At 61.1% G+C, this 25337-nt stretch carries 18 protein-coding genes, 1 pseudogene and 4 riboswitches; of the genes and pseudogenes, 6 read left to right on the top strand and 13 right to left on the bottom strand.

Features of this window, described 5'->3' with window-relative positions; all coding sequences use genetic code 11:
• Nucleotides 1-188: 188 nt before the first annotated feature.
• The 10 genes and pseudogenes from AARI_RS19070 to AARI_RS01720 all read right to left on the bottom strand — a co-directional run bounded on the left by AARI_RS19070 (nucleotide 189) and on the right by AARI_RS01720 (nucleotide 11733).
• A pseudogene (locus AARI_RS19070) lies at nucleotides 189-611 on the bottom strand (CoA-binding protein).
• A 106-nt stretch (nucleotides 612-717) separates the two neighbouring features.
• Entirely contained in the window at nucleotides 718-2136 is a 1419-nt protein-coding gene (locus AARI_RS01760; RefSeq protein WP_013347658.1) for an NtaA/DmoA family FMN-dependent monooxygenase, read from the bottom strand.
• A gap of 2 nt (nucleotides 2137-2138) precedes the next feature.
• Nucleotides 2139-3380 carry an acyl-CoA dehydrogenase family protein gene (locus tag AARI_RS01755; RefSeq protein WP_013347657.1) on the bottom strand — a complete coding sequence of 414 codons (1242 nt, stop codon included), beginning with the start codon at nucleotides 3378-3380 and terminating at the stop codon, nucleotides 2139-2141.
• A gap of 38 nt (nucleotides 3381-3418) precedes the next feature.
• Complete coding sequence (locus AARI_RS01750; RefSeq protein WP_013347656.1) at nucleotides 3419-5041, bottom strand: ABC transporter ATP-binding protein; 1623 nt, start codon at nucleotides 5039-5041, stop codon at nucleotides 3419-3421.
• 28 nt (nucleotides 5042-5069) lie between these two features.
• Nucleotides 5070-5957 (bottom strand): ABC transporter permease, encoded by an 888-nt coding sequence (locus AARI_RS01745; protein ID WP_013347655.1) that lies wholly within the window; start codon nucleotides 5955-5957, stop codon nucleotides 5070-5072.
• 14 nt (nucleotides 5958-5971) lie between these two features.
• Nucleotides 5972-6928, bottom strand: a complete 957-nt coding sequence (locus AARI_RS01740; protein WP_013347654.1) for an ABC transporter permease — start codon at nucleotides 6926-6928, stop codon at nucleotides 5972-5974.
• 11 nt (nucleotides 6929-6939) lie between these two features.
• Nucleotides 6940-8571, bottom strand: coding sequence for an ABC transporter substrate-binding protein (locus AARI_RS01735; RefSeq protein ID WP_041648309.1), 1632 nt, complete (start codon nucleotides 8569-8571; stop codon nucleotides 6940-6942).
• 124 nt (nucleotides 8572-8695) lie between these two features.
• A riboswitch (SAM riboswitch) is annotated at nucleotides 8696-8787 on the bottom strand.
• A gap of 293 nt (nucleotides 8788-9080) precedes the next feature.
• Complete coding sequence (locus tag AARI_RS01730; protein ID WP_013347652.1) at nucleotides 9081-9992, bottom strand: MetQ/NlpA family ABC transporter substrate-binding protein; 912 nt, start codon at nucleotides 9990-9992, stop codon at nucleotides 9081-9083.
• Between the two features lie 29 nt (nucleotides 9993-10021).
• Nucleotides 10022-10717, bottom strand: coding sequence for a methionine ABC transporter permease (locus AARI_RS01725; protein WP_013347651.1), 696 nt, complete (start codon nucleotides 10715-10717; stop codon nucleotides 10022-10024).
• Nucleotides 10714-11733 carry a methionine ABC transporter ATP-binding protein gene (locus AARI_RS01720; protein WP_013347650.1) on the bottom strand — a complete coding sequence of 340 codons (1020 nt, stop codon included), beginning with the start codon at nucleotides 11731-11733 and terminating at the stop codon, nucleotides 10714-10716. The genes AARI_RS01725 and AARI_RS01720 overlap by 4 nt, the downstream gene beginning before the upstream one ends.
• A gap of 94 nt (nucleotides 11734-11827) precedes the next feature.
• Nucleotides 11828-11919: riboswitch (SAM riboswitch) on the bottom strand.
• Between the two features lie 307 nt (nucleotides 11920-12226).
• Between AARI_RS01720 and AARI_RS01715 the strand changes: the two genes are divergently transcribed.
• Together AARI_RS01715 and ggt are read left to right on the top strand one after the other, a co-directional pair.
• Nucleotides 12227-13090: an NmrA family NAD(P)-binding protein gene (locus tag AARI_RS01715; protein ID WP_013347649.1), complete on the top strand. Its 864-nt coding sequence runs from the start codon at nucleotides 12227-12229 to the stop codon at nucleotides 13088-13090.
• A gap of 214 nt (nucleotides 13091-13304) precedes the next feature.
• The gene (gene ggt / locus AARI_RS01710) at nucleotides 13305-15128 is read left to right on the top strand and encodes a gamma-glutamyltransferase (protein WP_013347648.1); all 1824 of its coding nucleotides are present in this window, start codon (nucleotides 13305-13307) and stop codon (nucleotides 15126-15128) included.
• A gap of 76 nt (nucleotides 15129-15204) precedes the next feature.
• On the opposite strand, the gene AARI_RS01705 is transcribed toward ggt, so the two are convergent.
• On the bottom strand, nucleotides 15205-16608 hold the full coding sequence (locus tag AARI_RS01705) for an LLM class flavin-dependent oxidoreductase (protein WP_013347647.1): 1404 nt from the start codon (nucleotides 16606-16608) through the stop codon (nucleotides 15205-15207).
• Between the two features lie 53 nt (nucleotides 16609-16661).
• Nucleotides 16662-17993, bottom strand: a complete 1332-nt coding sequence (locus AARI_RS01700; protein ID WP_013347646.1) for an acyl-CoA dehydrogenase family protein — start codon at nucleotides 17991-17993, stop codon at nucleotides 16662-16664.
• 15 nt (nucleotides 17994-18008) lie between these two features.
• Nucleotides 18009-18100: riboswitch (SAM riboswitch) on the bottom strand.
• Between the two features lie 266 nt (nucleotides 18101-18366).
• A riboswitch (SAM riboswitch) is annotated at nucleotides 18367-18467 on the top strand.
• 6 nt (nucleotides 18468-18473) lie between these two features.
• On the opposite strand from AARI_RS01700, the gene AARI_RS01695 reads away from it, so the two are divergent.
• From AARI_RS01695 to acs, 4 genes are all read left to right on the top strand, one after another.
• Entirely contained in the window at nucleotides 18474-19295 is an 822-nt protein-coding gene (locus AARI_RS01695; protein ID WP_013347645.1) for an ABC transporter ATP-binding protein, read from the top strand.
• An 85-nt stretch (nucleotides 19296-19380) separates the two neighbouring features.
• Nucleotides 19381-20403, top strand: coding sequence for an aliphatic sulfonate ABC transporter substrate-binding protein (locus AARI_RS01690; protein WP_013347644.1), 1023 nt, complete (start codon nucleotides 19381-19383; stop codon nucleotides 20401-20403).
• Nucleotides 20404-20409: 6 nt separating this feature from the next.
• The gene (locus tag AARI_RS01685; protein ID WP_013347643.1) at nucleotides 20410-21237 is read left to right on the top strand and encodes an ABC transporter permease; all 828 of its coding nucleotides are present in this window, start codon (nucleotides 20410-20412) and stop codon (nucleotides 21235-21237) included.
• The gene (acs, locus tag AARI_RS01680) at nucleotides 21188-23263 is read left to right on the top strand and encodes an acetate--CoA ligase (RefSeq protein ID WP_081461068.1); all 2076 of its coding nucleotides are present in this window, start codon (nucleotides 21188-21190) and stop codon (nucleotides 23261-23263) included. Before AARI_RS01685 ends, acs begins: the two co-directional genes overlap by 50 nt.
• 65 nt (nucleotides 23264-23328) lie before the next feature.
• Here acs and AARI_RS01675 read toward each other — a convergent pair whose 3' ends face one another.
• Complete coding sequence (locus AARI_RS01675) at nucleotides 23329-25035, bottom strand: BCCT family transporter (protein WP_407637061.1); 1707 nt, start codon at nucleotides 25033-25035, stop codon at nucleotides 23329-23331.
• Nucleotides 25036-25337 lie beyond the last annotated feature (302 nt).

The following is a 25337-nucleotide window of genomic DNA, read 5'->3' as shown; positions in this document are numbered from 1 at the left end:
GGAACGCGTTAAACACCATCGGAGGTATAGGTATAACCCACACCTCATTGATCACTCAGACCCAAGTCAGAGCGAATCTCGAAGTATTCTTCGGCTCCCCAGCCCCCGAATTTATGATTCTGCGATCAGCCTATCCGGCAACCGCCAACTTTGCGCAACACAGCAACAAATTTACGCGTCACAATCTGTCATGAAACTAGTTTGGAATACTCGATTTTCGGGCACGTATCCATCACCACATCCAGTCCCGCAAGGGTCGCGCGGCGAGCCGCTTCGTGGTCAATCACACCAAGCTGCATCCAGATTGCGCGGGCACCGACCTCGATGGCCTGATCGATAATTTCTCCGACTTTTTGTTAATTTACAAAGCAGTCAACAACGTCAATCGTCCCTGGAATTGCAGCCAAACGGTGATACCCGGGTTGCTCAAAAACCGCTTCTCCAGTCAGTGAAACCGGCAGGGTTTCCATCCCCAGATCGTTCTTCAGAAACCACGCGATCGAGGGTGCCACACGTCGCGGATTGTTGGTTAATCCAACCACTGCCCAGCGCGCAGGAGTTGACAGCAGTTGGCGGATAACTTCCGGGTCATTGTGGTGTGTAGCGCTCATGGCCAACACGATACGCCCGAAACGCAAATGCTCGGAATTCAAGAGTCAAACGGCCAGGAGGCAACTGGCGGGACCTCTCCCGCCAGCTGCCTCCTGGGTTTCAGAACTAGACCTGTTCCTGCAAGCTCACCTCGGTATTCGCCGCTGAGAGCTCGGAGAACACGCCGCGGTACTGCGCGGCGGGATGATTCTGCGGAAGCTTGTCACCGCGCCCGAAGAACTTCTGACGCAGGCTGCCCGGAACATACTCCCGCTGAGCCAGACCGCGCTTGTGAAGTTCTGGAAGCACGCCTTCGATAAAGTTGTCATAGGAGCCAGGCAGGATGTGGTTCATGATGTTCAGCCCGTCAATGCCAGCGTCCTGCCAGCGTTCAAGCTCATCGACAATCTGTTCCGGAGTTCCGACAATCTGCTGCGCCTTGGCGCGGTAGTGCGCCAGGTCGCGAAGGGTTGGGTTGCGTCCCGGGGTCGAGGCAAGCGCCGCTTCCAGCACGCCTTGGGCGCCTTCGGTCTTCACATTCCCCAGCGGGGTATCCAGATCCAGTCCACCCAGATCCACTCCGATGCCTCCGCCGATGTGGGCGATGATGGCGTGCGGATCCAGGTACTGGTCGTATTCAGCTTCTAGGGCCTTGGCTTCAGCTTCCGTGGAACCGACCACGAAGGACAGTCCGGCGAAGACCTTGATGTCTTCGCGGGTGCGGCCGGCGGCCTGCAGGTTGCTGGTCAACTGCGCATTCTTCTTCGCCACATACTGCGGGTGCGGGGCAAAGAGGAACGTCGCTTCCGCATGCGTCGCGGCGAACTGGGAGCCTCGTGGCGAGGAGCCTGCCTGGAATAGGAATGGGGTGCGTTGCGCGCTGGGCAAAGCCAGATGCGGGCCATCGATGGAGTACAGCTCGCCACGATGATTGATCTTGTTGACCCGTGCAGGGTCGGCGTAGATGCCCGACTCCTTGTCGGCCAACAGCGCGTCGTCCTCCCAGGACCCTTCCCACAGCTTGTAGGCCGCTTCCACATATTCCTCGGCCCAGGCGTAGCGGTCATCGTGCGCGACCAGGCTCGCACCGCCGAAATTGCGGTGCGAGTTCTCCAGCACGCTGGTGACGATGTTCCACGCCACGCGGCCTCGCGAGAGATGGTCCAGCGTGGACAGCTGGCGGGCGAACTGGAACGGGTGCGCCTGGATGACCGAGCTGGTCATCGCCAGGCCAATATCCTTGGTGGTAGCGGCCAGCGCGGAGAGCAGAACCATCGGGTCGTGGCTGGGCACCTGCATGCCCTTGCGCACGTGGGAGGCCCAGCCGCCTTCGTGGTCGCCGTAGAGGCCCACCACGTCGGCGAAGAACAAGTTATCGAACTTGGCGTCTTCCAGTTTCTTGGCCAGGTCCACCCACAGTTCCAGCTCGTTGAACTTGTGCTGCTGCGCCTCAGGGTGGCGCCACATGCCGCCGAGGATGTGGCTTGAGGTGTTCATGAGGAAGGCCGACAGCAGGAAGCGCGGCCGGGATTCGAAGGTTCCCATGGCTACTTGGCTCCCTTGGCTTCGCCGATCGAGTGCAGACCCGTCGGGATGGTTCCGTTGATGAAGTAGTCGCCGACCGAACGTGCCTTGAAGGCCACCGGATTGTGGGTGGCAACGGTGCGCGCGTTGCGCCAGAAACGGTCCAGCGACTTCGAAGTGGATACCGCCGAGGCGCCGGTGACGTCGAAGAGTTCGCTGGTGGCATCCAAGACCAGCTTCGGTGCGGCCACGTGCGCCTGTTGCACGGCGAGCTCGGCGCGCAGGAAGGCTTCCTCCGCGTTCAGGCCGAGGCTCTCATCCAGTGCTGCGTCGAGGTCACGGGCCGCCGACACCACAATTGATTCTGCGGCGAATACGTTCGAGGCAAGGCGTCCTACGAGCTCTTGGATCTGCGGGTCGTCCTTGAACAGCGCGCCGGAGCCGGTGTTGAAGGTGCGGGTGCGGGTCGCCACGATGCGGGCGGCTTCGTTGCGGGCTGCTTTGCCGATGCCAACCAGTACCGAGAGCAGGCAGAGCTGGAAGAACGCCGGCTCCAGGGTGGAAGCCACCTTGCGCTGGATGATGTTCTGCTCGTCCACCGCGACGTCGGTGAAGATCGCGGTGCCGGTGCCGGTCAGCGGCTGGCCGAAGCCGTCCCAGTCGTCCAGAATTTTGACGCCTTTGGCGTGGCGTTCGACTACCGCGTACTGCCGCCCCTCAACGCCGTCGGTGGTGGCCATGACGACAACCCAGTCCGCGAAGATCGATCCGGTGGTGTAGTACTTCTCGCCGCGCAGCACCCACCCGGCGTCCGTCTTGACGAGCTTGGTGTTGGTGCTGCCCAGGGCGTTGCCGCCGCGCTCGGTGGCGGCGTTGCCGAAGATCTCCCCCGCAAGCACCCGCGGGAACCAGCGGTCCTGGAACTCCTGCGGCTGCAGGGCAATCGTTTCCACAAACGAGAAGTGGCTGCGCAGCAAGTGGGCTACGTTGGAGTCGGCTGCCGCCAGCTCGATAAGCAGGCGGAACAGGTGCTCATGGCTAACCGGCGAACCACCGTGGCTGGCTGGCACGCGCAAGGTGGTGAATCCTGCGTCCTTGAGCCACTGCACCTGCTCGAAAGGCAGAATGCGCTGCTGCTCGCGTTCGGTAGCGCCCTGCGCGATACGGGCAAATACCTGGCTGAAGTGTGCCAAAAGTTCTTGGTAAGCGGCCTCGGTGTGCTGCTGAGCGGAAGGGCGGAATGTTGCCAAGGCTTCAGTGCTCATGGATGCTCCTTGTAGATTTTGGAATTGGTGTGAAATGGCTAGACGGTACGCGTATCGGCCAATTCGCGAAGTACCTTGCCGGGATTCGCTGCAAGCAGGGTTCTGGTGTACTCATGCTGGGGATTGGAATAGATTTCATCGACGGTTCCCGACTCGACAATTTGTCCACGGCACATCACGCCAACGCGGTGGCTGATCCGTTCCACCACATGCAGATCATGGGAAATGAACAGGTAGGTCAGTTGTTCTTCGCGCTGCAACTGGTCGAGCAACTCAAGTATTTGTTCCTGGGTGAGTACATCCAGTGCGCTCAATGCTTCATCGAGGACGAGAATTTTGGCACCGCTTGCCAGAGCCCGGGCAATGGCGACGCGCTGGCGCTGTCCACCGGAAAGTTCTGCTGGGCGTCTTCCTGCTAGCTGTTCAGGCAGGTTCACCTGTTCCATCAACTGCGCTACTCGCTGGGCACGCCAAGCGGAATCACCCAGACGGTAGTTGACCATTGGTTCAGCGATGATCGAGCCGATCGACTGTCGCGGGTCCAGAGCGGAGTCGGGGTTCTGATAGACCAGTTGCGCGTCCCTCCACAGGTCATAGCGCTGCTTGCCGCTGATGTTGGCGACTTCTCTCCCGTTGACCCGCACGGATCCTTCGGTGGCTGGATGCATTCCCATGATGATTTTCGCTGTTGTGGATTTTCCGGAGCCGGATTCACCGACCAGCGAGAACGTGGTGCCTCGCTGCACTTCGAAACTGACGCCAGAAAGAACCTGGTGCTCGTTGCTGCCTTTGCCGAAGACCTTGCCGAGTCCCTCCACTGTGATCGCGATGTCGTCTGAGGTTGAAGGTTGCTGCCGGTCCTGATGTGCATAGGCCTGATCGAGCAGTGCCTTGGTGTACGGTTCAGTGCTCTGTGCAACCAGCGCCGGAACGCTGCGATCTTCGAGGACCCTCCCCGAATTCATGACCAGTACCCGGTCTGCGATGTCAGTCGCAACAGCCAGATCGTGAGTTACGAAGAGTACAGTGGTTCCCTTCTTCCGGGCCAGCGATACGAAAACTTCCAAAACCGTGCGCTGGACGGTGACGTCCAAGGCGCTGGTGGGTTCATCCGCAATGAGCAGTTGAGGATTCAACGCGAAGGCAATGGCAATCAATACACGTTGCTTCAGCCCGCCAGAAAGCTCGTGCGGAAATTGATCCAGCCGGCTTTCCGCCCGGTCGATGCCAACGCTCTGCATCAGTTCGATTGCCTTAGAGCGCCATTGGGCCTTTGGCACTGAGCGTGACGGATGCAAACGGAATACTTCGATGATCTGGGAGCCAATGGTCTTCACGGGATCCAGCGAGGCGCCCGGGTCCTGCGGGACCAAGCCGATTCCGGCACCACGAATGGCACGCCAGTCGGACAAAGAAAGATTGGTGACTTCAGTACCGCCGAAACGCACGCTTCCCTGGACCTCCGTCCCCTGTGGCAATAGGCCAATCAGGGTCTTGGTCAGCGTTGATTTGCCCGAGCCGGATTCACCGACAATGGCAACGATTTGTCCCGCTGGAATTTCCAAGTTGATGCTGTCAGCAGCTACGGTGCCTTGGGCATACTGGACTGTTAAGTCCTCTATGCGGATCACCGCAGAAGAAGCGTTGCTGGTTGCGTTCATGGTCTTGTCCGTTCATCGAAGAGTAGAGCTAGAAGCGGAATGCCTTGTTGATGGCACGTCCCAGTACGGCTGTCAGCATGACCGCCGACACGATGACCAATCCCGGCAATGTCGTCAGCCACCAAGCCACCGAAAGGTACTGGCGGCCTTCGGAAATCAGCAGTCCCCATTCAGGGGTTGGCGGTGGCGACCCGAAGCCGAGGAACCCTAAACCGGAGATCGCAAGAATTGCAGCACCCAGATCCACAGCTAGCAAGGACAGCACCGGACCGACGATATGCGGGATGATGTGCCGACGCAGCACCGTGAAGTACTTCCCGCCACTCATTAACGCTGCCTGCACGAAATCTCGAGAGCGGACCCTCAGCACCTCTGTGCGCACGAGGCGTGCGAATGCAGCGATCGAGGCGATGCCTACACCCAGGCCCAAGGACAGCGGTCCAGGTTCAGTCGCGGTGACCAGAATCAGCGCAATGAGGAAGGCCGGAACTGCCAGGACAATATCGACAAATCGCATTGCCACGGTATCTGCGAAACGTCCAGCAGTGCCCGCCAGCAGACCGAGGATCGACCCGACAACGCTTCCAACCAAGCACGCCAGGCCCGCGGTCAGCAGCGTCTGGCGCGTTCCGTAGACAACTCGGCTGTAGATGTCACGCCCCAGATGGTCGGTTCCAAACAGGTGATCCGCGGATGGCGCTAGCAGCTTGTCAGCCGGCACACCAGTAATCGGGTCGTGGCCCGTAAAGAGCGATGGAAGAAAAGCCCACGCCACAAATACGGCCAGCGGAATGAGAACCCACCAGGCGGCAAACCAGCGTGCTGCTGGATTTCCTATTTTGGTTGCAGGCTTGGTTGAAGCCATCGGCTGGACATCACTGGCCACCGATCCAACGTGTTCGGTTATGAGACTCATTAGTCCTACTTTCCTTACGCAACAAGCGAGCGGGTTGCGCCGCTTGTTGACGTGACGATGCGTGGATCGAGCTGCGGGTGGATGAGATCAACGAGCAAGTTGACTGCGGTGAAAACGACCGCGGTCAGCAGCACCAATCCCTGGACCAGTGGAATGTCCTGCGCCGTCACTGACTGCAAGATCAGCTGGCCTAATCCCGCGCGGGAAAACACGGTCTCGGTGATGACGGAACCAGCGAGCAAGGCACCAATGGTGATACCGGCAATGGATAGCGCGGCCGGGGCCGCGTTCTTCAAGGTGTGCCGGTAGAAGATCCATGCTTCGCTTGCGCCTTTGGCGCGCAAAACTTCAATAAACGGTTGCCTATTCACTTCCTGCACGCTCTTGATCAGGACCTGGGCAATCGGAGCGCTCAGGTGCACGGCCAACACGAAGATTGGCACCGCCAACGACATGAACGATCCATCCGGGAACAGCGACATCACGCCGAGCTGCACGGCCAACAGCTGCAAGAGCAGCAGCCCCAACCAGAAAACAGGTATCGAAACCATCAAAGGTGGCAGGTTCAGCAGCGCCTTGCGCAACTTCCCGCCTCTGGCTAGGCTCGCAGCCGACGCGATGATCAGGGCGAATACCACTGAAAGAACGAATGCACTGCCAGCCAGAATCAAGGTTGATCCAGCGACTTCCCCGATGCGCGTTGCCACTTCCGAACCATTGGATAACGAATATCCAAGATCCCCGCGAAGCAGCCCGAGCAACTGCGAGAAGTACTGCACGAAGAGCGGCTGGTCGTATCCGTAGTATGCCTTCATCTGGGCAATGGTGGCCGGATCCGCCGCCGAGTCAGTGCTCAGGAAGATCGTGACCGGGTCATTCGGCAAGGATTGCACGGCAATGAAAACCGCTGTGTAGGCAAGCCAGATGACCAGAAGCGCCTGTCCCAGTCGTTTTACGATGTAAGTGCCCATGGATTTGGTTCCTAGCCTTCGCTCTTCCAAGCACCTTGGAAGATGGGCGCGGTACCGGAAGTGAACTCGACGTTCGCCGAGCTATTGGCGCCATAGACCTGGACTTCGTCCCAAAGAACCAGCGTCAGGGCCTTGTCCAGCACCAGGGCACGCTGTTCTTCTTCGACCAGCTTCAGGTGTTCCTCATCGGTGGTCGCCGACTGCTCTTTGGTGAAAAGCTTGTTCAGTTCAGGATCAGCGCGAAGGGTCTGGTTGTTGTTCGCAGGTGCATAGACCGGGCCCAGTCCGCCGTACGCAAACTGGCGAGTTCCGTAGAACTCCACCTTGTCGTCGACAAGTGCGTTGGTCAGGAAAGTATTGTCCGCCGCGCGGTTGATCAGCTGGACGCCGATCTCGCGCCATTGCTGCTCAATCAGTTCGAACGCTGGCTTGATGACTACGGAGTTATTGGAGGTGGAAACCGTGACTTCCAGCTTCTTCCCGTCCTTCTCCCGAATGCCATCTGCGCCCGGCTTCCATCCGGCCTCGTCCAATAACTGCTTGGCCTTTTCCGGGTTATAGGCCAATTCTGCTGACAGGTCTACAAACCCTGGTGCCTTGTGGTTGAGGATCGATCCCGAAATGACATAGCTATCCGAGAGAACGGTGTCTTTGATGGCCTGGCGGTCGATTGCAACCTGGAGTGCCTGGCGGACTTTGACGTCTTCCAGCTTTCCCGAGCCAATGCGCACGGCCGCGTGGTTGGTGGTCAGGTCCACCCCTTCGGCGGCATAAACCTTGCCGCCGCTGGAGGCCAGCACCTGTTCGTCTACCGGCTGCAATCCTCGGACGAGATCCACCTGCCCGGACTGGGCGGCGCCGGCACGGCTAGCGACCTCTGGAAGGTACTTGATAACCAGGGTATCCAGGTAGGCATCGCCCTGGTTCGGGGCAGTTTCTGGCGCCCAGGCGTAGTCATCCCGGCTGCTGAAAACGACTTCTTCATCAGGCTTTTCCGATTCGAAGACGAATGGGCCGGAGCCAACAATCTTGGAGATCGAAGACTGCGCGGCATTGTCCAGTTCAAGGGTCTTCGGGGACACCAAACCAGCAGTTACGGAGGAAGTCGATCTAAGGAAATTGGCATCTGGCCGCTTGAGCGTAACCTTTACCTTGTTGTCCCCTACGACCTCTGCCGACTTATAGGCAGCAAAGTCAACGTTTGGCGCAATCTGGGCAGACTTGATTCCCTTTCCAAGGGCGTCCAGGTTCAGCTTCACAGCCTCAGCATCCAGCGTGGAGCCGTCTGAGAAAGTGACACCGTCGCGAATGGTGAAGGTGAACTCCGTCTGGTCTTCATTGGCTTCGAATTCGCTGGCGATCCAGCCAACCAGTTTGCCGGCTTCCACATCGTAGTAGGTCAGGCGATCAAGCACTGAGTTCAGAACATTCGCTTTCTCATAGAAGCGTGCTGCCTGAGTCTGCCAATTGTTGATAGGGGTAACTTCAGCGAAGGTGAAGGTGCCACCTTCAACCGGAGTCTCTGGATCGGCTGCTGCTTGCGCTGCGCCAGTCTTAGTGGCGTTGCCTCCGCACGCGGTGAGCGACAAGCCCAGAACGGCAAGAATCGCAGTGGTCTTCAGTCCAAAATGTGCTGTACGCATGATTTCAAATGTCCTCTCGGTTGGTGACCCGAGGATTACGCCTAGATTCGCTGCACGTTCTGCCATGATTTGGGGGAATACTCTTGGCGAGTTTCTCCCTGCAGACCGTCGTGAAAATTAGCAATCTCCATCGGTCCCGGCCTTAGCACCGCTCCCGTTTACGGGTGGTTGCTGCGACTTCAACGAGCCAGGTCTCTCGGTCGCTCTGGATGGGGTGTCCGGCTGTACCGGCCGAACAATTCAAGTCTGCAACCCGTGAATTCAGCAGACAAGCGTTACGTAAGACAGCGGTCATGAAGTCACACAACGCATCCTGAAATGCCCGATGTTCGTCATATTGGGCGTAATGCACCGTCACAAGTCCAAGGGTTAAGCATCTTGACGGAAAATCCTTGACACTGCCAGCCTCGGCGGAGAAAATGTGCCATCTGGAGCGCGAAGCGGCTCGGCACCTGTCGGTGCCGAGCCGCTTCGCGCTCGCCGATCCGCACGGCGCAATGGCAGTTCCGTCAGGAACCGGAGACCGGGGTGAGCACTCCCTGGACCAGCGGATCCTCGGTCGTGGCCAGGTACTCCTGCAGCCGCGGATCGGAGAATGCTTCCACCAGCTTCTGCGCATCGGCGCTCTTGGCGTACTCCGCGCCCATGACCAGGCGGGAGGCGAAGGTCTTGGGCGGCTCGGGGAACAAGATCCCCTGTTCGCGGTCGACCTTGCCCGCATCGAACTGGGAGACGTAGCCGATCGCCACACCGACGTCGTCGAGCATGCGCGGCATCGCCAGCAGGTCGGCTTCCTTCAATTCGAAGCCCCGGGGGTTATCGATGACATCGGGGATCTTCGCGGTGCGCGGTTCGATGTCAGGGTCCAGGCCGAGCAGGCCCTCGCGTTGCAGCAGCCACAGCGCCTGGCCCTGGTTGGCCACATCATTGGGCAACAGCAGCGAGGCGCCACGCGGGATGTCCTCGACCGAGTCGTAATGGTTCGAATAGAGCCCGAAACCCCACTGGAAGAGCTCCACCGTGGGTTCCAGCTCGACCCCGGCAGCCTCAGCGGACTGCTTCATGTACCACTGGTGCTCGAAAATCGTGGCATCGAATTGGCCGCTGGCCACCGCCTGGTTGGCCTGGATCGGATCCTGCAGCCCGACCTTCTCGATTTCGATGCCGTAGTCCGGCGCGATCTGCTGCGCCACGAAATCCAGGATCTTCTCCTCCCCGGCCATGGCCGGTTCGAAGTGGACGGTGAACTTCGTCTGGTTTCCGGCGGCCGAAGCGGCGGCAGGGGCGGAGCGCTGCTGGCCCAGCAGCACGCCGAGGATGAGGGCGGCCACGGCCGCGAGAGCGGCGATGGTCCAGGGAAGGGCATTGCGGTTCTTGCGCAGCGTGAAGCCGTGGTCGTGCCCGGTGTGCGGTGTAGTCATGGTCTCGCTCGTTCGTTCGTCGTTGGTGTTCAGGGACGCGCCAGGGCGCGGGCGATGCGGTCGCCGAGGAATTGGACAATTTGCACGGTCAGGATCAGCACCACGATGGTCGCCAGCATGACGTTCATGTCGAAGCGCTGGTAGCCGTAGGTCACGGCGAGATAGCCGATGCCCCCGGCCCCGATGGTCCCGGCGATGGCCGAATACTCGATCATCGAGATGGTGTTCAGCGTGATGGCCGAAGCCAGGGCCGGCAGCGCCTCGCGGATCTGCGTGGTGCCGATGATCTGCGCGGCCGAACCGCCGGTCACCAGCCCTACGGCCAGATTGTGCCTCGGCAGGTCGTTCAGCGCGTTCTGCACCAGCCGGGCGAAGAACGGGATGCCGGCAATGGTCATGGGCACGGCGGCCGCGGCAATGCCGATGGTGGTGCCGGTGACCCATTTGGTGAACGGTATGATCGCTGCCATCAGCACCAGGAACGGCAGGGAGCGCCCCATGTTGGCGATCCAGCTGAGCACCGCATGGAGGCGCGCCCTCGGGAAGAGCCCCTGCCGATCGGTGTTGTATAGCGCGATGCCCATCAGTCCTCCGAGGCTGATGACCAGGGCCATGACGATTCCGACCATGGCCCAGGTCTGGCCGTAGGCCGGCAGCATCAACGCGGGCAATTGCTGCCACGGAGTGTCGGTGCCCACGGCTGCGCTTTCAAATGGGATTCTCATGCGTTGGCCTCCACCAGTTCGTGATTGTTGCGGGCCAGGCTGCCCGGGTCGGCCTGCAGGCCCCACCCGTCCAGCAACCGGAGCAGGTCCTGAGGGGTCGCGCCCTGCACGCCCAAGCGCACTCGGCCCAAGGTCCCCTCATGGTGCGCCTCGACGGCGCCGCCAAGCAGGGCCACCGCGATCCCGTGCTCGATGCCCAGGCGGGAGATCCAGCCGGGATCGACCCGGTCCTTGCGGTAGGCCACCGTCACGGCATAGTCGAAGCCTGCCGGCAGTTCCTCGGACCGCAGCGGCAGCAGCTTCTCCCCGGTCGCCGAGCCAGGCGAGGCCACCAGCTCATGCAGGGCTCCGTGCTCGGCAATGCGCCCGCTGGCCAGCTGGGCGACCTCGTCGGCCACATGCCGCACCACATCCATCTCATGGGTGATCAGGATGATGGACAGGCCCAGGTCGCTGCGCAGCGAATCCAGCAGCCCCAGCACCTGGTGCGTGGATTCGGGATCCAGGCCCGAGGTGGCTTCGTCGGAGAGCAGCAGCCGCGGCCGCAGGGCCAGGGCCCGGGCGATGCCGACGCGTTGCCGCTGGCCGCCGGAGAGCTGCCCGGGATAGGCGTCCGCCTTCTCCAGCAGCCCGACCCGGTCCAGCAGCTGGGCCACCCGCTGCTGCATTTCGTGGTGGACCACCCCGAGGTTCCGCAGCGGAAGTGCCACGTTCTCGGCGACGCTCAGCCGGCTCAGCAGGGCCGAGTTCTGGAAGATCGTGCCGATGGCGCGGCGTTCGGCGCGCAGCGCCCTGCCCGAGAGCGCGCCGAGGTCCTTGCCGTCGATGAGGATCTGCCCGCTGCTGGGCTTCTCCAGCAGCGAGATGCAATGGGACAGGGTCGATTTGCCGGCCCCGGAAGGGCCGACCACTGCCGTGATCGAGCCTTCCGGCACCGACAGGTCGATCCCCTTGAGCACTTCGATGCGCCCCTGCGCGGTGTCATAGTGCTTGTGCAGATCCTTGATCTCAATCATGTGCTGCGTGCTCCTTGGCTGTTGCACCGTGAAGGACTGCCCAGGGCCGAGGTTGAGCCGGCTCGTAGCCAGGCGTGGCCCGGTGGCAGCCACTGCTCCATCGGTCCTGGCGGTAGCACCGTCCCGCGGTTCGGGTGGTTGCTGCGACGTCAACGAGCCAGGTCTCTCGGTCGCTCTGGATGGGTTGCCCGGCCTTGGCGGCCAGGTGTTCCCAGTCTGCGTTCCATGTCCGAACCGAGCCAAGAGTTGCGCAACACTGCGACATCACGTCATCCCCGGACTGGAAAAGCGGGCTGCCGGCGTCATTTTCGGCGTCATGATTTGTCGCATTGCCCCTCATGTGACCCTTTGAGTAGGAGGTGCTCCTGCGGATTTGCGCTCAGCCGGGGGGCCTTCTCCGGCAACCGCCGGCAATTGGTGCCCCGGCCCGGCATCGGGAATACGCGCTGCTGGCCTACGGTTGGAATCACTGACTGCTTTTGAAAGGACTGCCATGAAGATTGCCGTGACCGGAGCCACCGGACAGCTTGGAAATCTAGTCGTCGATGCGCTGCTGGCGCGCGGCGCGAAGGCCGCTGATCTGGTTGCCATTGGACGTTCAGCGCAGAAGCTGGAACCGCTGGCGGGCAAAGGCTTGGAAACCCGCGTTGCTGATTACAACGTTGAGCAGGCACTGATATCCGCGCTGAAGGGCGTAGACAAGTTGCTGTTGATTTCAGCCAGCGAGGTAGGCCAGCGCGTGGCGCAGCATGAGAACGTCATCAACGCCGCCAAGAAGGTGGATGTCCAGCTGATCGCGTACACCTCTATTGCCAACGCTTTGACCGGCGGAATGAAGCTTGCCGAGGAGCATATCGCCACCGAACGCCTGCTGGCCGGTTCCGGCATCGATTACGTGCTGCTGCGCAATGGCTGGTACATCGAGAACTACACGGACCAGCTGATGGGCTACCTCAACAGCGGCATGGTGCTCGGTGCCGCCGGCGAGGGCAAGATCAGTGCAGCGGCTCGGGCCGATTACGCCGATGCCGCCGCGGCGGTACTGCTCTCGGAGGAGGAGCAAAGTGGCAAGATCTACGAGCTGGGCAGCGACAAGCCGTTCACCCTCACCCAGCTCGCTGGCGCCGTTGGCGCTGCTGCCGGACAGGATGTTGCCTACCAGCAGATGGATCCCGAACAGCTGGAAAAGATCTATGCGGATGCCGGAGTCCCCGCAGCATTCGCCCACATTCTCGTCGATACCGATCTGCGCGTTCGCGAAGGCGCGCTAGAGGTCAACTCCGGCGATCTGGCCAAGCTGATCGGCCGGACTCCGGCTTCCCTGGGCAAGGTCATCAAGGAGAACCTGGACAAGTAATCCATGGGGCTAAGAGTTTAATCGGGCAGTCATTCGCGGCATTCAATGCCGTGGTGGCTGCCCGACTGTTTTACGTGTCATAACCAAACATATTCGCTGGACAAGGGCGGAATTAGCGCACGGATAACAAGTGCTGCGTGTCACAACCACGCACGGCATACCGTTCCCGTAAATTTGCGCATACTTCATCCCCACCTTTCCAGGAGATCAAAGTATGTCACGAGCACGATTACGGTCAGTTGCCTGCGCGGCAGTTATCGCCTTGGGCCTGGGCGCTTTCTCAGCCCTTCCGGCGAGCGCGGAACCACGGCACACCCAGAAAGACTCGACGGCCATTGGCACCGGCGGGGCAGTTTCCTCGGTAGACCCGGAGGCCACCGCCGCCGGCATTGAAGTTCTGCGCAAGGGAGGCAATGCCGTGGATGCGGCCGTGGCCACTGCGGCGGCACTGGGTGTCACCGAACCCTACAGCGCGGGCATTGGCGGTGGCGGATATTTCCTCTACTACGATGCGAAGTCCGGCAAGGTCAGCACCATTGACGGCCGCGAGACCGCACCAGCTGGCATCTCCCATGATGCTTTCATCGACCCGGCAACGGGCGATCCGTACAACTTCACCCCGGAACTGGTTACCAGCGGCGTGGCAGTTGGCGTACCCGGAACCTTGGCCACTTGGCAACGCGCCCTGGATAACTGGGGATCGCAGAACCTGAAGCAGGTCCTGCGCCCGGCAACGCAGATTGCTTCGCGCGGCTTCGTAGTTGACGAGACTTTCCGCGAACAGACGCTGGATAACAAGGAACGTTTCAACGCGTTCGACTCCACCAGCCAATTGTTCCTGCCCGGCGGCGATGCTCCCCAGGTCGGGACTATTTTCAAGAATCCAGATCTCGCCGCCACCTACCGAATGCTGGCCAAGCAAGACCTTGACGGTTTCTACGAAGGGCCATTGGCTACCGAAATCGCCCAGAGCGTTCAGGCGCCGCCCACCAGCGATGACACTACTCTCCCGGTTCCTGCAGGAACCCTGAGTACCGCGGACCTTGCCGGCTACGAAGTGGTGGAGCAAGCTCCGACAACGGTGAATTACCGCGGCTACGAAGTCTTCGGCATGGCCCCGTCTTCCAGCGGCGGAACGACCATCGGCGAATCGCTGAATATCCTTTCTGAGTTCAACCTCTCAGCGATGGATGAGCCCGATGCCTTGCACCTTTATTTCGAGGCCACTGCGCTGGCCTATGCCGACCGAGGAAAGTTCGTGGGTGATCCGGCATTTGTCCAGGTCCCCACCCAGGCCTTGACCGACAAGCTGTTCGGTGCGGATCGGGCGTGCGCTATTGATCCGCAACAGGCTGCGGTTAAGCCAGTGGCCCCTGGCGATGTCGAAAACTATGATGGCCGATGCCCTGCAGACACCGGTGAACCGGTGGCAGAGCAGGATACGGAGAATATCTCCACCACCCACCTGTCGGTCGTTGACCGCTGGGGCAACATGGTTTCCTACACGTTGACCATCGAGCAGACCGGTGGTTCGGGCATGGTGGTTCCCGGTCGCGGTTTCCTGCTGAACAACGAGCTGACCGATTTCTCCACGGTGTACGATCCGGCAGATCCGAACCGCATCGATCCGGGCAAGCGCCCGCGTTCATCGATGACGCCAACCATCGTTTTGCAGGATGGCAAGCCGGTGCTGGCTATTGGCTCCCCCGGTGGTTCAACCATCATCACCACCGTATTGCAGACGCTGGTGAACCGCATTGATCTGGGCATGGACATCAGCCAGGCCATTGCCGCACCGCGCGCCTCCCAGCGCAATACGGCAGCTGTTACGGCGGAACCGGAGTTCATCGACGCGCACGGCGCAGCTCTGGAAGCCTTTGGCCACAAGCTCACTGCGGCCGGGGATTCCTTCACCCCGCAGGCGGAAATCGGTGCGGTTGAAGCGGTAGAAATCGCTGCCGATGGCACGCTCACAGCCGCAGCCGAGCCTTCGCGGCGCGGTGGCGGTTCAGCGATGGTGCTGGAACCGATCGACTAGCCAGATACTCACACGGCGGCCTTGGGCAACATCTAACGCGTTGCCCAAGGCCGCCGTGTGCTCTTTGGCTAGGTTTCTACGCCTGAGGAGCCAAGCGGTTGGCCACCTTGTACTTCGCGGCGCGGTGCGTGTCCTTCACGCGATCGCCCTCGCCGAACAGCTTGTTGCGCAGCGAGCCCTCGGCGTAGTCGGTCTTGTAGACCCCGCGGGCCTGTAGTTCGGGAACCACGTACTCCACGACGTCCTCGAAGGTGCCCGGGGTGACGGCATAGGCCAGGTTGAAGCCGTCAACGTCGGTGTGCTCCACCCAGTCGATGAGCTTTTCGGCTACCTCGGCGCCCGAGCCCACGGAGACCGGACCGAATCCGCCGACGCCGATCCATTCGGCCAGCTGGCGGATGGTCCATGGCTTTCCGGTATCGCCACTGGCCTTCTTGAAGGTTTCCACCGAGGACTGGATGGCGTTGGACTTCACGTCGTCACCGATGACATCGTCTGGCCCGTAGACGGACATGTCGATGCCGGTCCAGCCCGAAAGCAGTGCCAGCGAACCTTCGATATCCACGTAGGAGGCGTAGTCTTCGAATTTCGCCTGGGCAAGTTCGGAAGTTTCGCCGGTGATGATGGTCTGCATGGCGAAGACCTTGATGTCGTAGCGGCCACGGCCCGCGGCCTCAGCGGCGTCGCGGATCTTGGCAACCGCTTCCTTGAGCAGGTCGCGGGTAGGGCAATTCACGAAGATCGCCTCGGCGTTCGACGCCGCGAATTCGGTGCCGCGCTTGGAAGCGCCGGCCTGGTAGATCACCGGGGTGCGCTGGGTGGAAGGCTCGGTGATGGCGATGCCCGGAACCTTGAAGTACTTGCCTTCGTGGTTGATCGGGTGCACCTTGCCCGGGTCGGTGTAGATCCCGGTTTCCTTGTCGTTTTGCACCGCGTCGTCTTCCCACGAGCCTTCGAGCAGCTTGTAGACCACTTCGAGGTACTCATCGGCGTGGTTGTAGCGCTCGTCGTGCTCCATCTGGTCTTCCTGGCCCATGTTGCGGGCGGCCGATGGCAGGTAGCCGGTAACCACGTTCCAGCCCACCCGTCCATTGGTCAGGTGGTCCAAGGTGGCCAGGCGGCGGGCGAAGGCGTACGGGTGCTCATAGGCGGTGCCGGCAGTGACGCCGAAGCCCAGATTCTCGGTCACGGCGGCCATAGCCGAGACCAGCATCATCGGGTCGTTGACCGGTGCCTGGGCGCCGGAGCTCAGCGGGGTCACATTGGTGCCCTTGTAGACGTCGTAGGTACCCAGCACATCTGCCAGGAACAGCCCGTGGAACTTGCCCTTTTCCAGCACCTTGGCCAGGTGGGTCCAGTAGCCCAGGGTGTTGTAGGTCGATGCCTTGTCATCCGGGTGGCGCCACAAGCCCGGTGACTGGTGGACCACGCAGTTCATATCGAATGCGTTGAATAGGATCTCGCGCTTGTTCTCGCTCATTGTTGTGCCCCCGTAAATCGGTTAAGTGAATTGTTGCTGGTCTGTGCCAGGCCCTAGGCCCGATGGGTCGAGTCTTCGCCGGTAACTGACAGGCGCTGCGGCTGGACCCCGTTGATCTCGTAGTCCCCGACGATGCGTGCCTTGTAGATCGCCGGGTTATGCGTGGCAATGGTCCGCGCGTTGCGCCAGTGCCGGTCCAGATTGCAGCCGCTTCTGGTCGACGAAGCTCCAAGCCCGTCGAAAATCTTGCTGGTCACTCCGATAGCCAACGGCTGGACCACGGTTTGCGCGCGGTTGGCGGCAAGCTCGCAGACCGCATAGCGCTCTTCATCGTTCAACCCCGGATCGCCCAGAGCCGCTTCGACTTCAAGCACCGCTCCGATGACTACGGAGTCAGCAGCGAAGGATTCCGCTGATACTTCGCCCACCAGCTGCAGCACCTGGGGTTCCTGGTAAACAGGGACACCGGTACCGGTGGTGAAGATGCGGGTTCGCGACTGCACCGCACGGCGCAGGTCGTTCAGTGCCGCGCGGGCGATGCCCGCCTGCACCGCCATGAGAACCAGCTGGAAGATGGCAGCTTCGGAGTCATTGGTCTGCTGCGGCATGAAGCAATCCACCGGGACCTGGCGGAACTCGGTGGTCCCGGTTCCGGTCAGCCCCTGGCCGAAGCCATCCCAGTCATCAAGGATCTTCACGCCGCTTCGCTGGGTGGAGACTACCGCAATCTGGCGTCCGGCCAGTTCCGGGTGGGACACGGCAACGGTGGTCCAGTCGGCAAAGATGGTGCCCGTGCAGTAGTACTTCTCGCCGTCGACGACCCAGCGGCCATCCACGAGGCTGGCTGCGGTGTTCAAGGTGCCCAGGGCATTGCCCCCGCGTTCGGTATAGGCGTTGCCGATGATCTGGCCGGCGGCAATGCGCGCGATCCATTTCGTGCGCAGCGCCTCGTCATCCAGCGCCAACACGTTTTCCACGAAGGCGATGTGCGCACGCCACAGCTGTCCGACGTGGGAGTCCGCCTCGGACAGCTCGATGAGCAAACGGAATACATCTGACAGCCGGGCCCCGTAGCCTCCGTCTGCCACAGGAAGTCGCAGCGCGCCGAAGCGTTCGCGATTGAGCAATCCCACCTGTTCGAAGGGAAGCACCCGGTTCAGGTCGCGGTCTTTGGCGTTCGCAGCGATCTGGGAGAACACCGGACGGAAAATTCCAGCGAGCCGGTCGTACTGCTCATCCGCGCTAGGTCCCGGCGTAATTTTCAGCAATTGCCTTGTCGGAAGCTGTTCTTCGAAATTGTCCAGTTCCAGCGCGGTGGCCTGCGAAGGATCACTGAGCTGGTTGAAGTCCAGTCCGTCGGCATTGGGCGAATGGCCAATAGGCATCAAAATTCTCAATTCTTTCCATCGGTCCTGGCGGTAGCACCGTCCCGCGCTTGGGGTGGTTGCTGCGGCGTCTTCGAGCCAGATCTCTCAGCCGCTCTGGATGGGTCGTATCCATTTGTAGCCGTAACAATCGTGCGATTCCAAGCCCCGAAGTCACATTTCGTCTCGCGATGCGCACGGGGTTGGACGGCACTTGCGCGACCTATTGCCGGTGAGACCGAAGATGACTTGCACAGAATTGGCGAATGTCGCCCAAACACGCATCTAATGAAATAAATAACGAAATATCCTCCACATGTGACGTAGTTATCGAATATTTTTCATGTTACGCAAGATTTGCGTTCAATTCGTTCGAATGCCTGTAATGGATGAGTAACCATCCCGAGCGGCCGAGAGATCTGGCTCTACGACGCCGCAGCAACCACCTACGGACTACCCTCCGCAGGCCGGTGCTACCGCCAGGAACGATGGAGATGAATCATGGCTCTTACTTACGCAGCGCCCCCAACGGGGACAAGCGCCGCCTCTTCTGGTGCATTGGATGTCAGCTTCACCGACGTCTCACGCACCTTTACTACCAAGAAGGAAAGCCGCACCGTACTAGCGGCTATCAACTTGCAGATAACCGCGGGCCAGGTCGTCGCGATCCTCGGTGCCAGCGGCTGCGGCAAGTCCACCCTGCTGCGTTCGGTATCCGGCCTGGACCACCCGTCGACCGGTTCCATCCGCACGGGCAACCACGATGTGAACGGCATCAACGATCTGTGCGCCGTCGCTTTCCAAGAACCGCGATTGCTGCCATGGCGATCGGTTCGCGAAAACATTGCCCTCGGGCTGGCACCAGGCACTGAAAAGTCCGCCGGCGAGACGCTCATCGATGAACTGATCGAGCTCACCGGATTGAGCCACGCAGCGCACCTGCGCCCACGGGAAATTTCCGGCGGCATGGCCCAGCGGGTATCGCTGGCCCGCGCATTGGCCCGCCGCCCAGGAGTGCTGCTCCTAGACGAACCCTTCGGCGCACTGGACGCACTGACCCGCTTGAAGATGCAAGACCTGCTGCTGTCCATCCACAAGTCGTTCCCCACCACCGTTTTGATGGTGACCCACGATGTGGATGAAGCCTTGACGCTCGCTGATCGGGTCATTGTCCTGGGCCGCGCCGGCACCACCGGCGCCGCAAGCGTCATCGAGGACCTGTCCTTGCACGCCGCTCAACCGCGTCGGCACACCGACAGCCAGTTTGCCGCACACCGCGCACATCTGTTGCGCCTGCTGGGCGTCGATCCCACCAATCACTAGCCCCATGCGCCTCACGGCGCCTTGGAGTTTTCATCCCAAGTGGCTAGTTTCCACCTCACTTGCACGCACATTATTAGGATTTTCTATGCTTTCGAACCGCTTCACCCGCCGTACCGCATTGTCCGCCGCCGCCCTGCTGCTTGGCACCTCGGCGCTTGCCGGTTGCGCCGGCGAAAACGCTACGGCCGCCAACGCGGACAAGACGCTGTCCATCGATTTCGCTACCTACAATCCACTGAGCCTGGTGCTCAAGGAGAAGGGCTGGCTGGACGAAGCTGCTAAGGAATCCGGCGTCAGCGTTGAATGGATCCAGTCCGCTGGTTCCAACAAGGCCAACGAAGCGCTGCGAGCTGACGCAATCGACGTGGGCTCCACCGCAGGTTCGGCCGCATTGCTGGCCCGCTCCAACGGTTCGCCGATCAAGACCATCGCGTTGTACTCGCAGCCTGAATGGGCCGCGCTGGTGATCGGCAAGGATTCGAAGATCAGCTCCGTGAAGGATCTGAAGGGCAAGACCGTCGCAGCCACCAAGGGCACCGACCCGTACTTCTTCCTGCTGCAGAGCTTGGAAGAAGCCGGGCTCAGCGAAGACGACATCAAGCTGCAGAACCTGCAGCATGCCGACGGGCGTACCGCATTGGCCAATGGTTCGGTTGATGCTTGGAGCGGCTTGGATCCGATCATGGCCGCCGCCGAAGAAGACGGCGCCTCGCTGGTATACCGCAACCTTGATTTCAACACCTACGGTGCGCTGAATGCCCGCGAAGACTTCATCGAAGAAAGCCCGGAACTGGCGCAGCTGGTGGTCGACTCCTACGAAAAGGCGCGTGCCTGGGCTACCGAGAACCCTGAAGAGACCGCCGAGATCCTCGCAGACGTGGCCGGCCTGGGGCCTGAGGTTGCCACCACGGTGATCGAAGAACGCTCCAACCTCGATGTTCCGGCAGCACCTAGCGAAAAGTACACCAGCGTGCTGCTCAACATCGGCCCGACCCTGGTAGCCAGCGGCGATGTCTCCAAGCAGGAATCGGTCGATGAAGCTCTGGCGACCCTGGTCGATGACCAGTTCGCCACCCAGGCCGATGCAACAAAGATTTCCGGAGAATAATCAGCGATGAGTACTCCAACCGTGCCTCAAACCCGCAAGGCCCAGCCCGCGGGCAGACAGAAATCAGAAATCGCGGCCACCATCTTGCGCGCACCGAAGTGGTTGCTCGCATCGGTTCTTCCGATTCTCACACTGGCCGTGTGGCAATACGTGACCGTCACCGAAATCGTTGCCCCGTGGACCCTGCCTACGCCCGGCTCTGTTGCGGCTGCAGCCGTTGAGCTTTTCCAAGATGGCGAGCTCGGCCCGCATATCGGTATCTCGACCCAGCGCGTCCTGCTCGGTTTCTTCTTCGGCTCGCTGCTGGGCCTGGCCTTCGGCGCCCTGGTCGGCTTGTCCAAGCTGGCCGACGCATTCTTGGGCCTGAGCATCAGTGCGCTGCGCGCGGTCCCTTCCCTAGCGTGGGTCCCGCTGCTGGTTTTGTGGATGAAATACGGAGAAGACTCGAAGGTCACTCTGGTGATCATCGGCGCGTTCTTCCCGGTCTTCACCACCGTCGCTTTGGCCTTGCGCCATGTCGATGCCCAGCTCGTTGAAGCCGCCCGTTCCTTCGGCCTCAAGGGCCTGAAGCTGCTGCGCACCGTGCAGCTTCCAGCAGTGGTTCCGGCCATATTCTCCGGACTGCGCCTGGCATTGGCCCAAGCGTGGCTCTTCCTCGTAGCCGCCGAACTTCTCGGCGCCTCCATGGGCCTGGGCTTCTTGCTCACCGATTCGCAGAACAATGGCCGCTTGGATCGCCTGATCATGACCATCGTCCTGCTGGCTATCTTCGGCAAGATCACCGATGCCCTGCTCTCCGTGGCTGAACGCTGGGCCATCAAGCGCTGGACCTAAAAGCCACCTGCAGCATCGGCCGAAATCACACAACCTTCCGCACCCAACCCAAGGAAACTTTGCAATGACCACCGAATTGGCACACACCTCAGCAGCCGCATCCGAGGCAGCCCGCCAGGAATTCTGGGACGAAGCGGCAAACCTCCTTGACTGGGATACCCCCTGGCACACCACCAGCCAGATCCTCCCGGCAGATCCAGCAGCCCAACGCGGTCCGCAAATCTCCTGGTACCTGGGCGGAAAGCTGAACGCCGCGGTGAACTGCGCGGACCGCCACGTGGCCGCCGGCCACGGCGACAAGGTAGCCCTGTACTTCGAAGGCGAGCCCGGCGACCGCGTGGCTGTGACCTACAAGAACCTGCAAGAACGCATCTCGCAGGCCGCCAACGCCTTGGAATCCCTGGGCGTGGTCAAGGGCGACCGAGTAGTGATCTACCTGCCGGTGCTCATCGAAACCATTGTCATCACCCTGGCCTGCGCCCGCATCGGCGCCATCCACTCGCTGGTCTTCGGCGGGTTCTCGGCCGAGGCGCTGAAGTTCCGTGTGGAAGACACCAAGGCCAAGGTACTGGTCACCACCGATGGCCAGTTCCGCCGCGGAACCTCCGTCCCGGTCAAGGACAATGCCGACGCCGCGGTTGCCGGTGAGAATGAAATCGAAAAGGTGCTGGTCATCCGCCGCACCGGCGATGAAATTCCGTGGACCGAAGGCCGCGATGTGTGGTGGCACGATGTCGTGGACACCCAATCCACGCAGCATCAGGCGCAGGCTTTTGATTCGGAAACCCCGTTGTTCATCATGTACACCTCGGGTACTACGGGCCAACCAAAAGGCCTGGTGCACACCACCGGTGGTTACCTGACCCAGGCGGCCGCCAGCTACAACCTGCTGTTCGCCAACCCGGATGAATCCCAGCGGGCCGATGACGTGCACTGGTGCACCGCGGACCTGGCCTGGGTCACTGCGCACACCTACGAGATCTACGGGCCGCTGGCCAACGGCGTCACCCAGGTGATCTACGAGGGCGTGCCCAACGCACCGCATCCGGGCCGGCACTTCGAAGTCATCGAACGCTACAAGGTCACCAGCTACTACACCGCACCGACCCTGGTCCGTTCGCTGATGGGCTGGTTCCCCGAGGGCCTGCCGGCCAAGTACGACCTGTCTTCGATCAAGATCGGCGGCACCGTGGGCGAAGCGGTGAATCCGGAAGCCTGGAAGTGGTTCCGCGAGCAGATCGGCCGGGACAGCGCCGCGGGCCTGCCGATGGTCGATACCTGGTGGCAATCCGAGTCCGGTGCAACCATCCTCTCCCCGCTGCCCACCGATGACCACTTCAAGCCAGGATGCGCCGCACGGGCGCTGCCCGGAATTTCAGTGGACATTGTCGATGCCGAGGGCCGCAGCGTGGCACCGAACCAGCAGGGAAATATCGTTATCACCCAGACCGGACCGTCGATGGCGCGTACCGTCTGGGGCAATCCGCAGCGCTACTACACCAGCTACTGGGAACAGTACGTGCAGCAGGGCTGGTTCCTGGCTGGTGACGGGGCCCGCTTCGATGAAGACGGGGACATCTACATCCTGGGCCGCACCGATGACGTGATCAACATTTCCGGCCACCGCCTGTCCACCATTGAAATCGAGTCGGCACTGGTCACCCATCCCGGCGTGATCGAGGCCGGCGTCTGCCCGACCGCCGATGCCAAGACCGGCCACGCGGCCACCGCTTTCGTGGTGCCGCTGGATGCCAGCTTGATCTGCGAGCACCCAGATGAGCAGCTCGGGGCACGCCAGGCCGAATTCATTGCGCAGTTGCGCTCCACCGTGGCAACGCAGATCGGACCGATCGCCAAGCCGCGCGAGGTCGTGCTGGTCCCGGACGTGCCCAAGACCCGCTCGGGCAAGATCATGCGCCGTCTGCTCACCCAGCTGTTCGAAGGCTCTAAGCTCGGGGACACCACGAGCTTGCAGAATGAGCCGTGCATCCCGCAGATCAACGAGGTCTGCCGAGCACGCGACTAGCCTTTACACGGGTTGACGCAATGAGGGACTCTGCCTTCAGGCAGAGTCCCTCATTGCGTTAACGGCTAGGAGTTCTTGGGCTCGGTTGCCTTGCTGTCGCCATCAGCTGCGTCCGGCTTGCTGCCGGAGGCCGGATCGACGGTGGCTTCGGTGGCGAAGATCTTTGCTTCGCCCGACTTCTCATCGGCGACGACCATCGGGATTTCAGTGGTCAACAGGCTGAACCCGCTGCCCTCATGGCGCTCGACGCCTTGGACCACGGAGTGCTCCAGAACCTCGCGGGCGACCTTTCCGCGAAGGATCAGAGGATCCTTGCTCAAATCCTTCCAGATCGCCACGCAGAGCAGCAGCATCACGATCACGAACGGCAATGCCGAGACGATGGTGATGTTCTTCAGGCCGTTCAAGGCCTCTGCCGGGTGGTCCCCGCCAGCCAAGAGCATGACTGCTGCAACAGCACCGGTTGCCACGCCCCAGAAGATCACGGACTTCTTCGAAGGATTTTCAGCGCCTCGTTCACTGAGCGCGCCCATCACGATCGATGCCGAGTCCGCACCGGTCACGAAGAAGATCGCGATCAGCAGCACAGTGACAACCATCAGTAAGACGGCCACCCAGTTGGCAACCGGCAAGCTGCCCAGCAGGTCGAAGAGCACCAGGTCGAAGTTGATATCCGGTGCGCCGTCGACCATATTGGCCAGCTTCTGGCCGGTTTCCCCGGCACGCTCTGCGCGTTCCTGGATGCCAATTGCGCCGCCACCGAAGATGGCGAACCAGATCAAGGTCACGGTGGACGGCACCAGCAGCACGCCGGTGACGAACTGGCGGATGGTGCGGCCACGCGAAATACGGGCAATGAACAGACCCACGAATGGGCTCCAAGAGATCCACCAAGCCCAGTAGAACACGGTCCACGACGAGAGCCAGTCGGACATCGCGCCGTCACCGGAGGCTGCGGTGCGCGAGGCCATTTCCGGCAGATCGCCAATGAAGGCGCCCACGGCGTTCGGGATGTCGTTCAAGATGAACAAGGTTGGACCGCCGATGAAAACGATCAGCGCCAGGATCAAGGCCAGCACCATATTGGTATTGGACAGCCACTGGATGCCGCGTTCAATGCCGGACACTGCCGAAGCAACGAACATTGCAGTCAGGATCGCAATGATGACTACCAGTACGCCGGAGCCTACCTTTTCCATCATGCCGGTGGCTTGGATGCCACCGCCGATCTGCAGTGCGCCAAGGCCCAACGAGCAGGCCGAGCCGAAGAGGGTGGCGATGATTGCCAGGACGTTGATGATTCGTCCGCCCCAGCCGTGGACTGCACGTTCACCGAAGATCGGGGTGAACATGGCGGAGAAGAGCTGCGGGCGGCCCAGGCGGAAGCTTCCATAAGCCATGCCCAAGCCGACGATGGCGTACATCGCCCACGGGAACAGGGTCCAGTGGAAGAGGGTGGTGCCCATGGCGGTGCTCAGCGCAGCATCCGTGGAGCCCTCCACAGTGCCTGGCGGAGGCGACATGTAGAAGTAGAGCGGTTCGCCAACCCCATAGAAGACCAGGCCGATGCCCATGCCGGTCGCGAACATCATCGAGATCCATGAAATAGTGCTGAACTTCGGCTTCTCGTCATCCTTGCCCAGCGGGATGCGGCCGAAGTTCTTCGCGGCAACGACAATAGCGAAAACAGCGAATACCGAGGCTGCGATGACAAACAGCCAGCCGGTATTGGTGATGACCCAGTCAAGGGCGGCGGTCGAGACAGTGCCCAGACCGGCCGGGGTGATGAAACCCCAGATAATGAATGACCCCAGATAATGAATGCCAGCGCCAAAGCGCCGGCAATGCCGAATACCCAGTAGTCCGTTCCGGAAAGCGAATATTTCTTAGGTCGCCGTTGCCGAGCTGTGTGCAGCTGGCCGACGAGGTCTTCAAACGATTGATCCGTCTGCTTCATTGCGTTCTTCCTTCACTGGTGAGATTCCGGATCGGAGGTCGGCCCGGAACCTGGCGAGAAACCGTTTCTCAAGGAAGCGATTGCCATGCAGTGTGATTGATTGCGAGTTGCTCTTCT

The organism is Glutamicibacter arilaitensis Re117, assembly GCF_000197735.1.
In the GTDB taxonomy this organism is placed as follows: domain Bacteria; phylum Actinomycetota; class Actinomycetes; order Actinomycetales; family Micrococcaceae; genus Glutamicibacter; species Glutamicibacter arilaitensis.
This window is presented reverse-complemented; position numbering and strand designations above follow the sequence as displayed.

Bases quoted from the DNA above. Each gene is read 5' to 3' on its own strand.
- AARI_RS01705 (WP_013347647.1), bottom strand. From the start codon at position 16,608: ATGAGCGAGAACAAGCGCGAGATCCTATTCAACGCATTCGATATGAAC.
- AARI_RS01745 (WP_013347655.1), bottom strand. From the start codon at position 5,957: ATGAGTCTCATAACCGAACACGTTGGATCGGTGGCCAGTGATGTCCAG.
- AARI_RS01740 (WP_013347654.1), bottom strand. From the start codon at position 6,928: ATGGGCACTTACATCGTAAAACGACTGGGACAGGCGCTTCTGGTCATC.
- ggt (WP_013347648.1), top strand. From the start codon at position 13,305: ATGTCACGAGCACGATTACGGTCAGTTGCCTGCGCGGCAGTTATCGCC.
- AARI_RS01690 (WP_013347644.1), top strand. From the start codon at position 19,381: ATGCTTTCGAACCGCTTCACCCGCCGTACCGCATTGTCCGCCGCCGCC.
- acs (WP_081461068.1), top strand. From the start codon at position 21,188: ATGCCCTGCTCTCCGTGGCTGAACGCTGGGCCATCAAGCGCTGGACCT.
- AARI_RS01750 (WP_013347656.1), bottom strand. From the start codon at position 5,041: ATGAACGCAACCAGCAACGCTTCTTCTGCGGTGATCCGCATAGAGGAC.
- AARI_RS01700 (WP_013347646.1), bottom strand. From the start codon at position 17,993: ATGCCTATTGGCCATTCGCCCAATGCCGACGGACTGGACTTCAACCAG.
- AARI_RS01755 (WP_013347657.1), bottom strand. From the start codon at position 3,380: ATGAGCACTGAAGCCTTGGCAACATTCCGCCCTTCCGCTCAGCAGCAC.
- AARI_RS01685 (WP_013347643.1), top strand. From the start codon at position 20,410: ATGAGTACTCCAACCGTGCCTCAAACCCGCAAGGCCCAGCCCGCGGGC.
- AARI_RS01730 (WP_013347652.1), bottom strand. From the start codon at position 9,992: ATGACTACACCGCACACCGGGCACGACCACGGCTTCACGCTGCGCAAG.
- AARI_RS01715 (WP_013347649.1), top strand. From the start codon at position 12,227: ATGAAGATTGCCGTGACCGGAGCCACCGGACAGCTTGGAAATCTAGTC.
- AARI_RS01735 (WP_041648309.1), bottom strand. From the start codon at position 8,571: ATGCGTACAGCACATTTTGGACTGAAGACCACTGCGATTCTTGCCGTT.
- AARI_RS01720 (WP_013347650.1), bottom strand. From the start codon at position 11,733: ATGATTGAGATCAAGGATCTGCACAAGCACTATGACACCGCGCAGGGG.
- AARI_RS01725 (WP_013347651.1), bottom strand. From the start codon at position 10,717: ATGAGAATCCCATTTGAAAGCGCAGCCGTGGGCACCGACACTCCGTGG.
- AARI_RS01760 (WP_013347658.1), bottom strand. From the start codon at position 2,136: ATGGGAACCTTCGAATCCCGGCCGCGCTTCCTGCTGTCGGCCTTCCTC.
- AARI_RS01695 (WP_013347645.1), top strand. From the start codon at position 18,474: ATGGCTCTTACTTACGCAGCGCCCCCAACGGGGACAAGCGCCGCCTCT.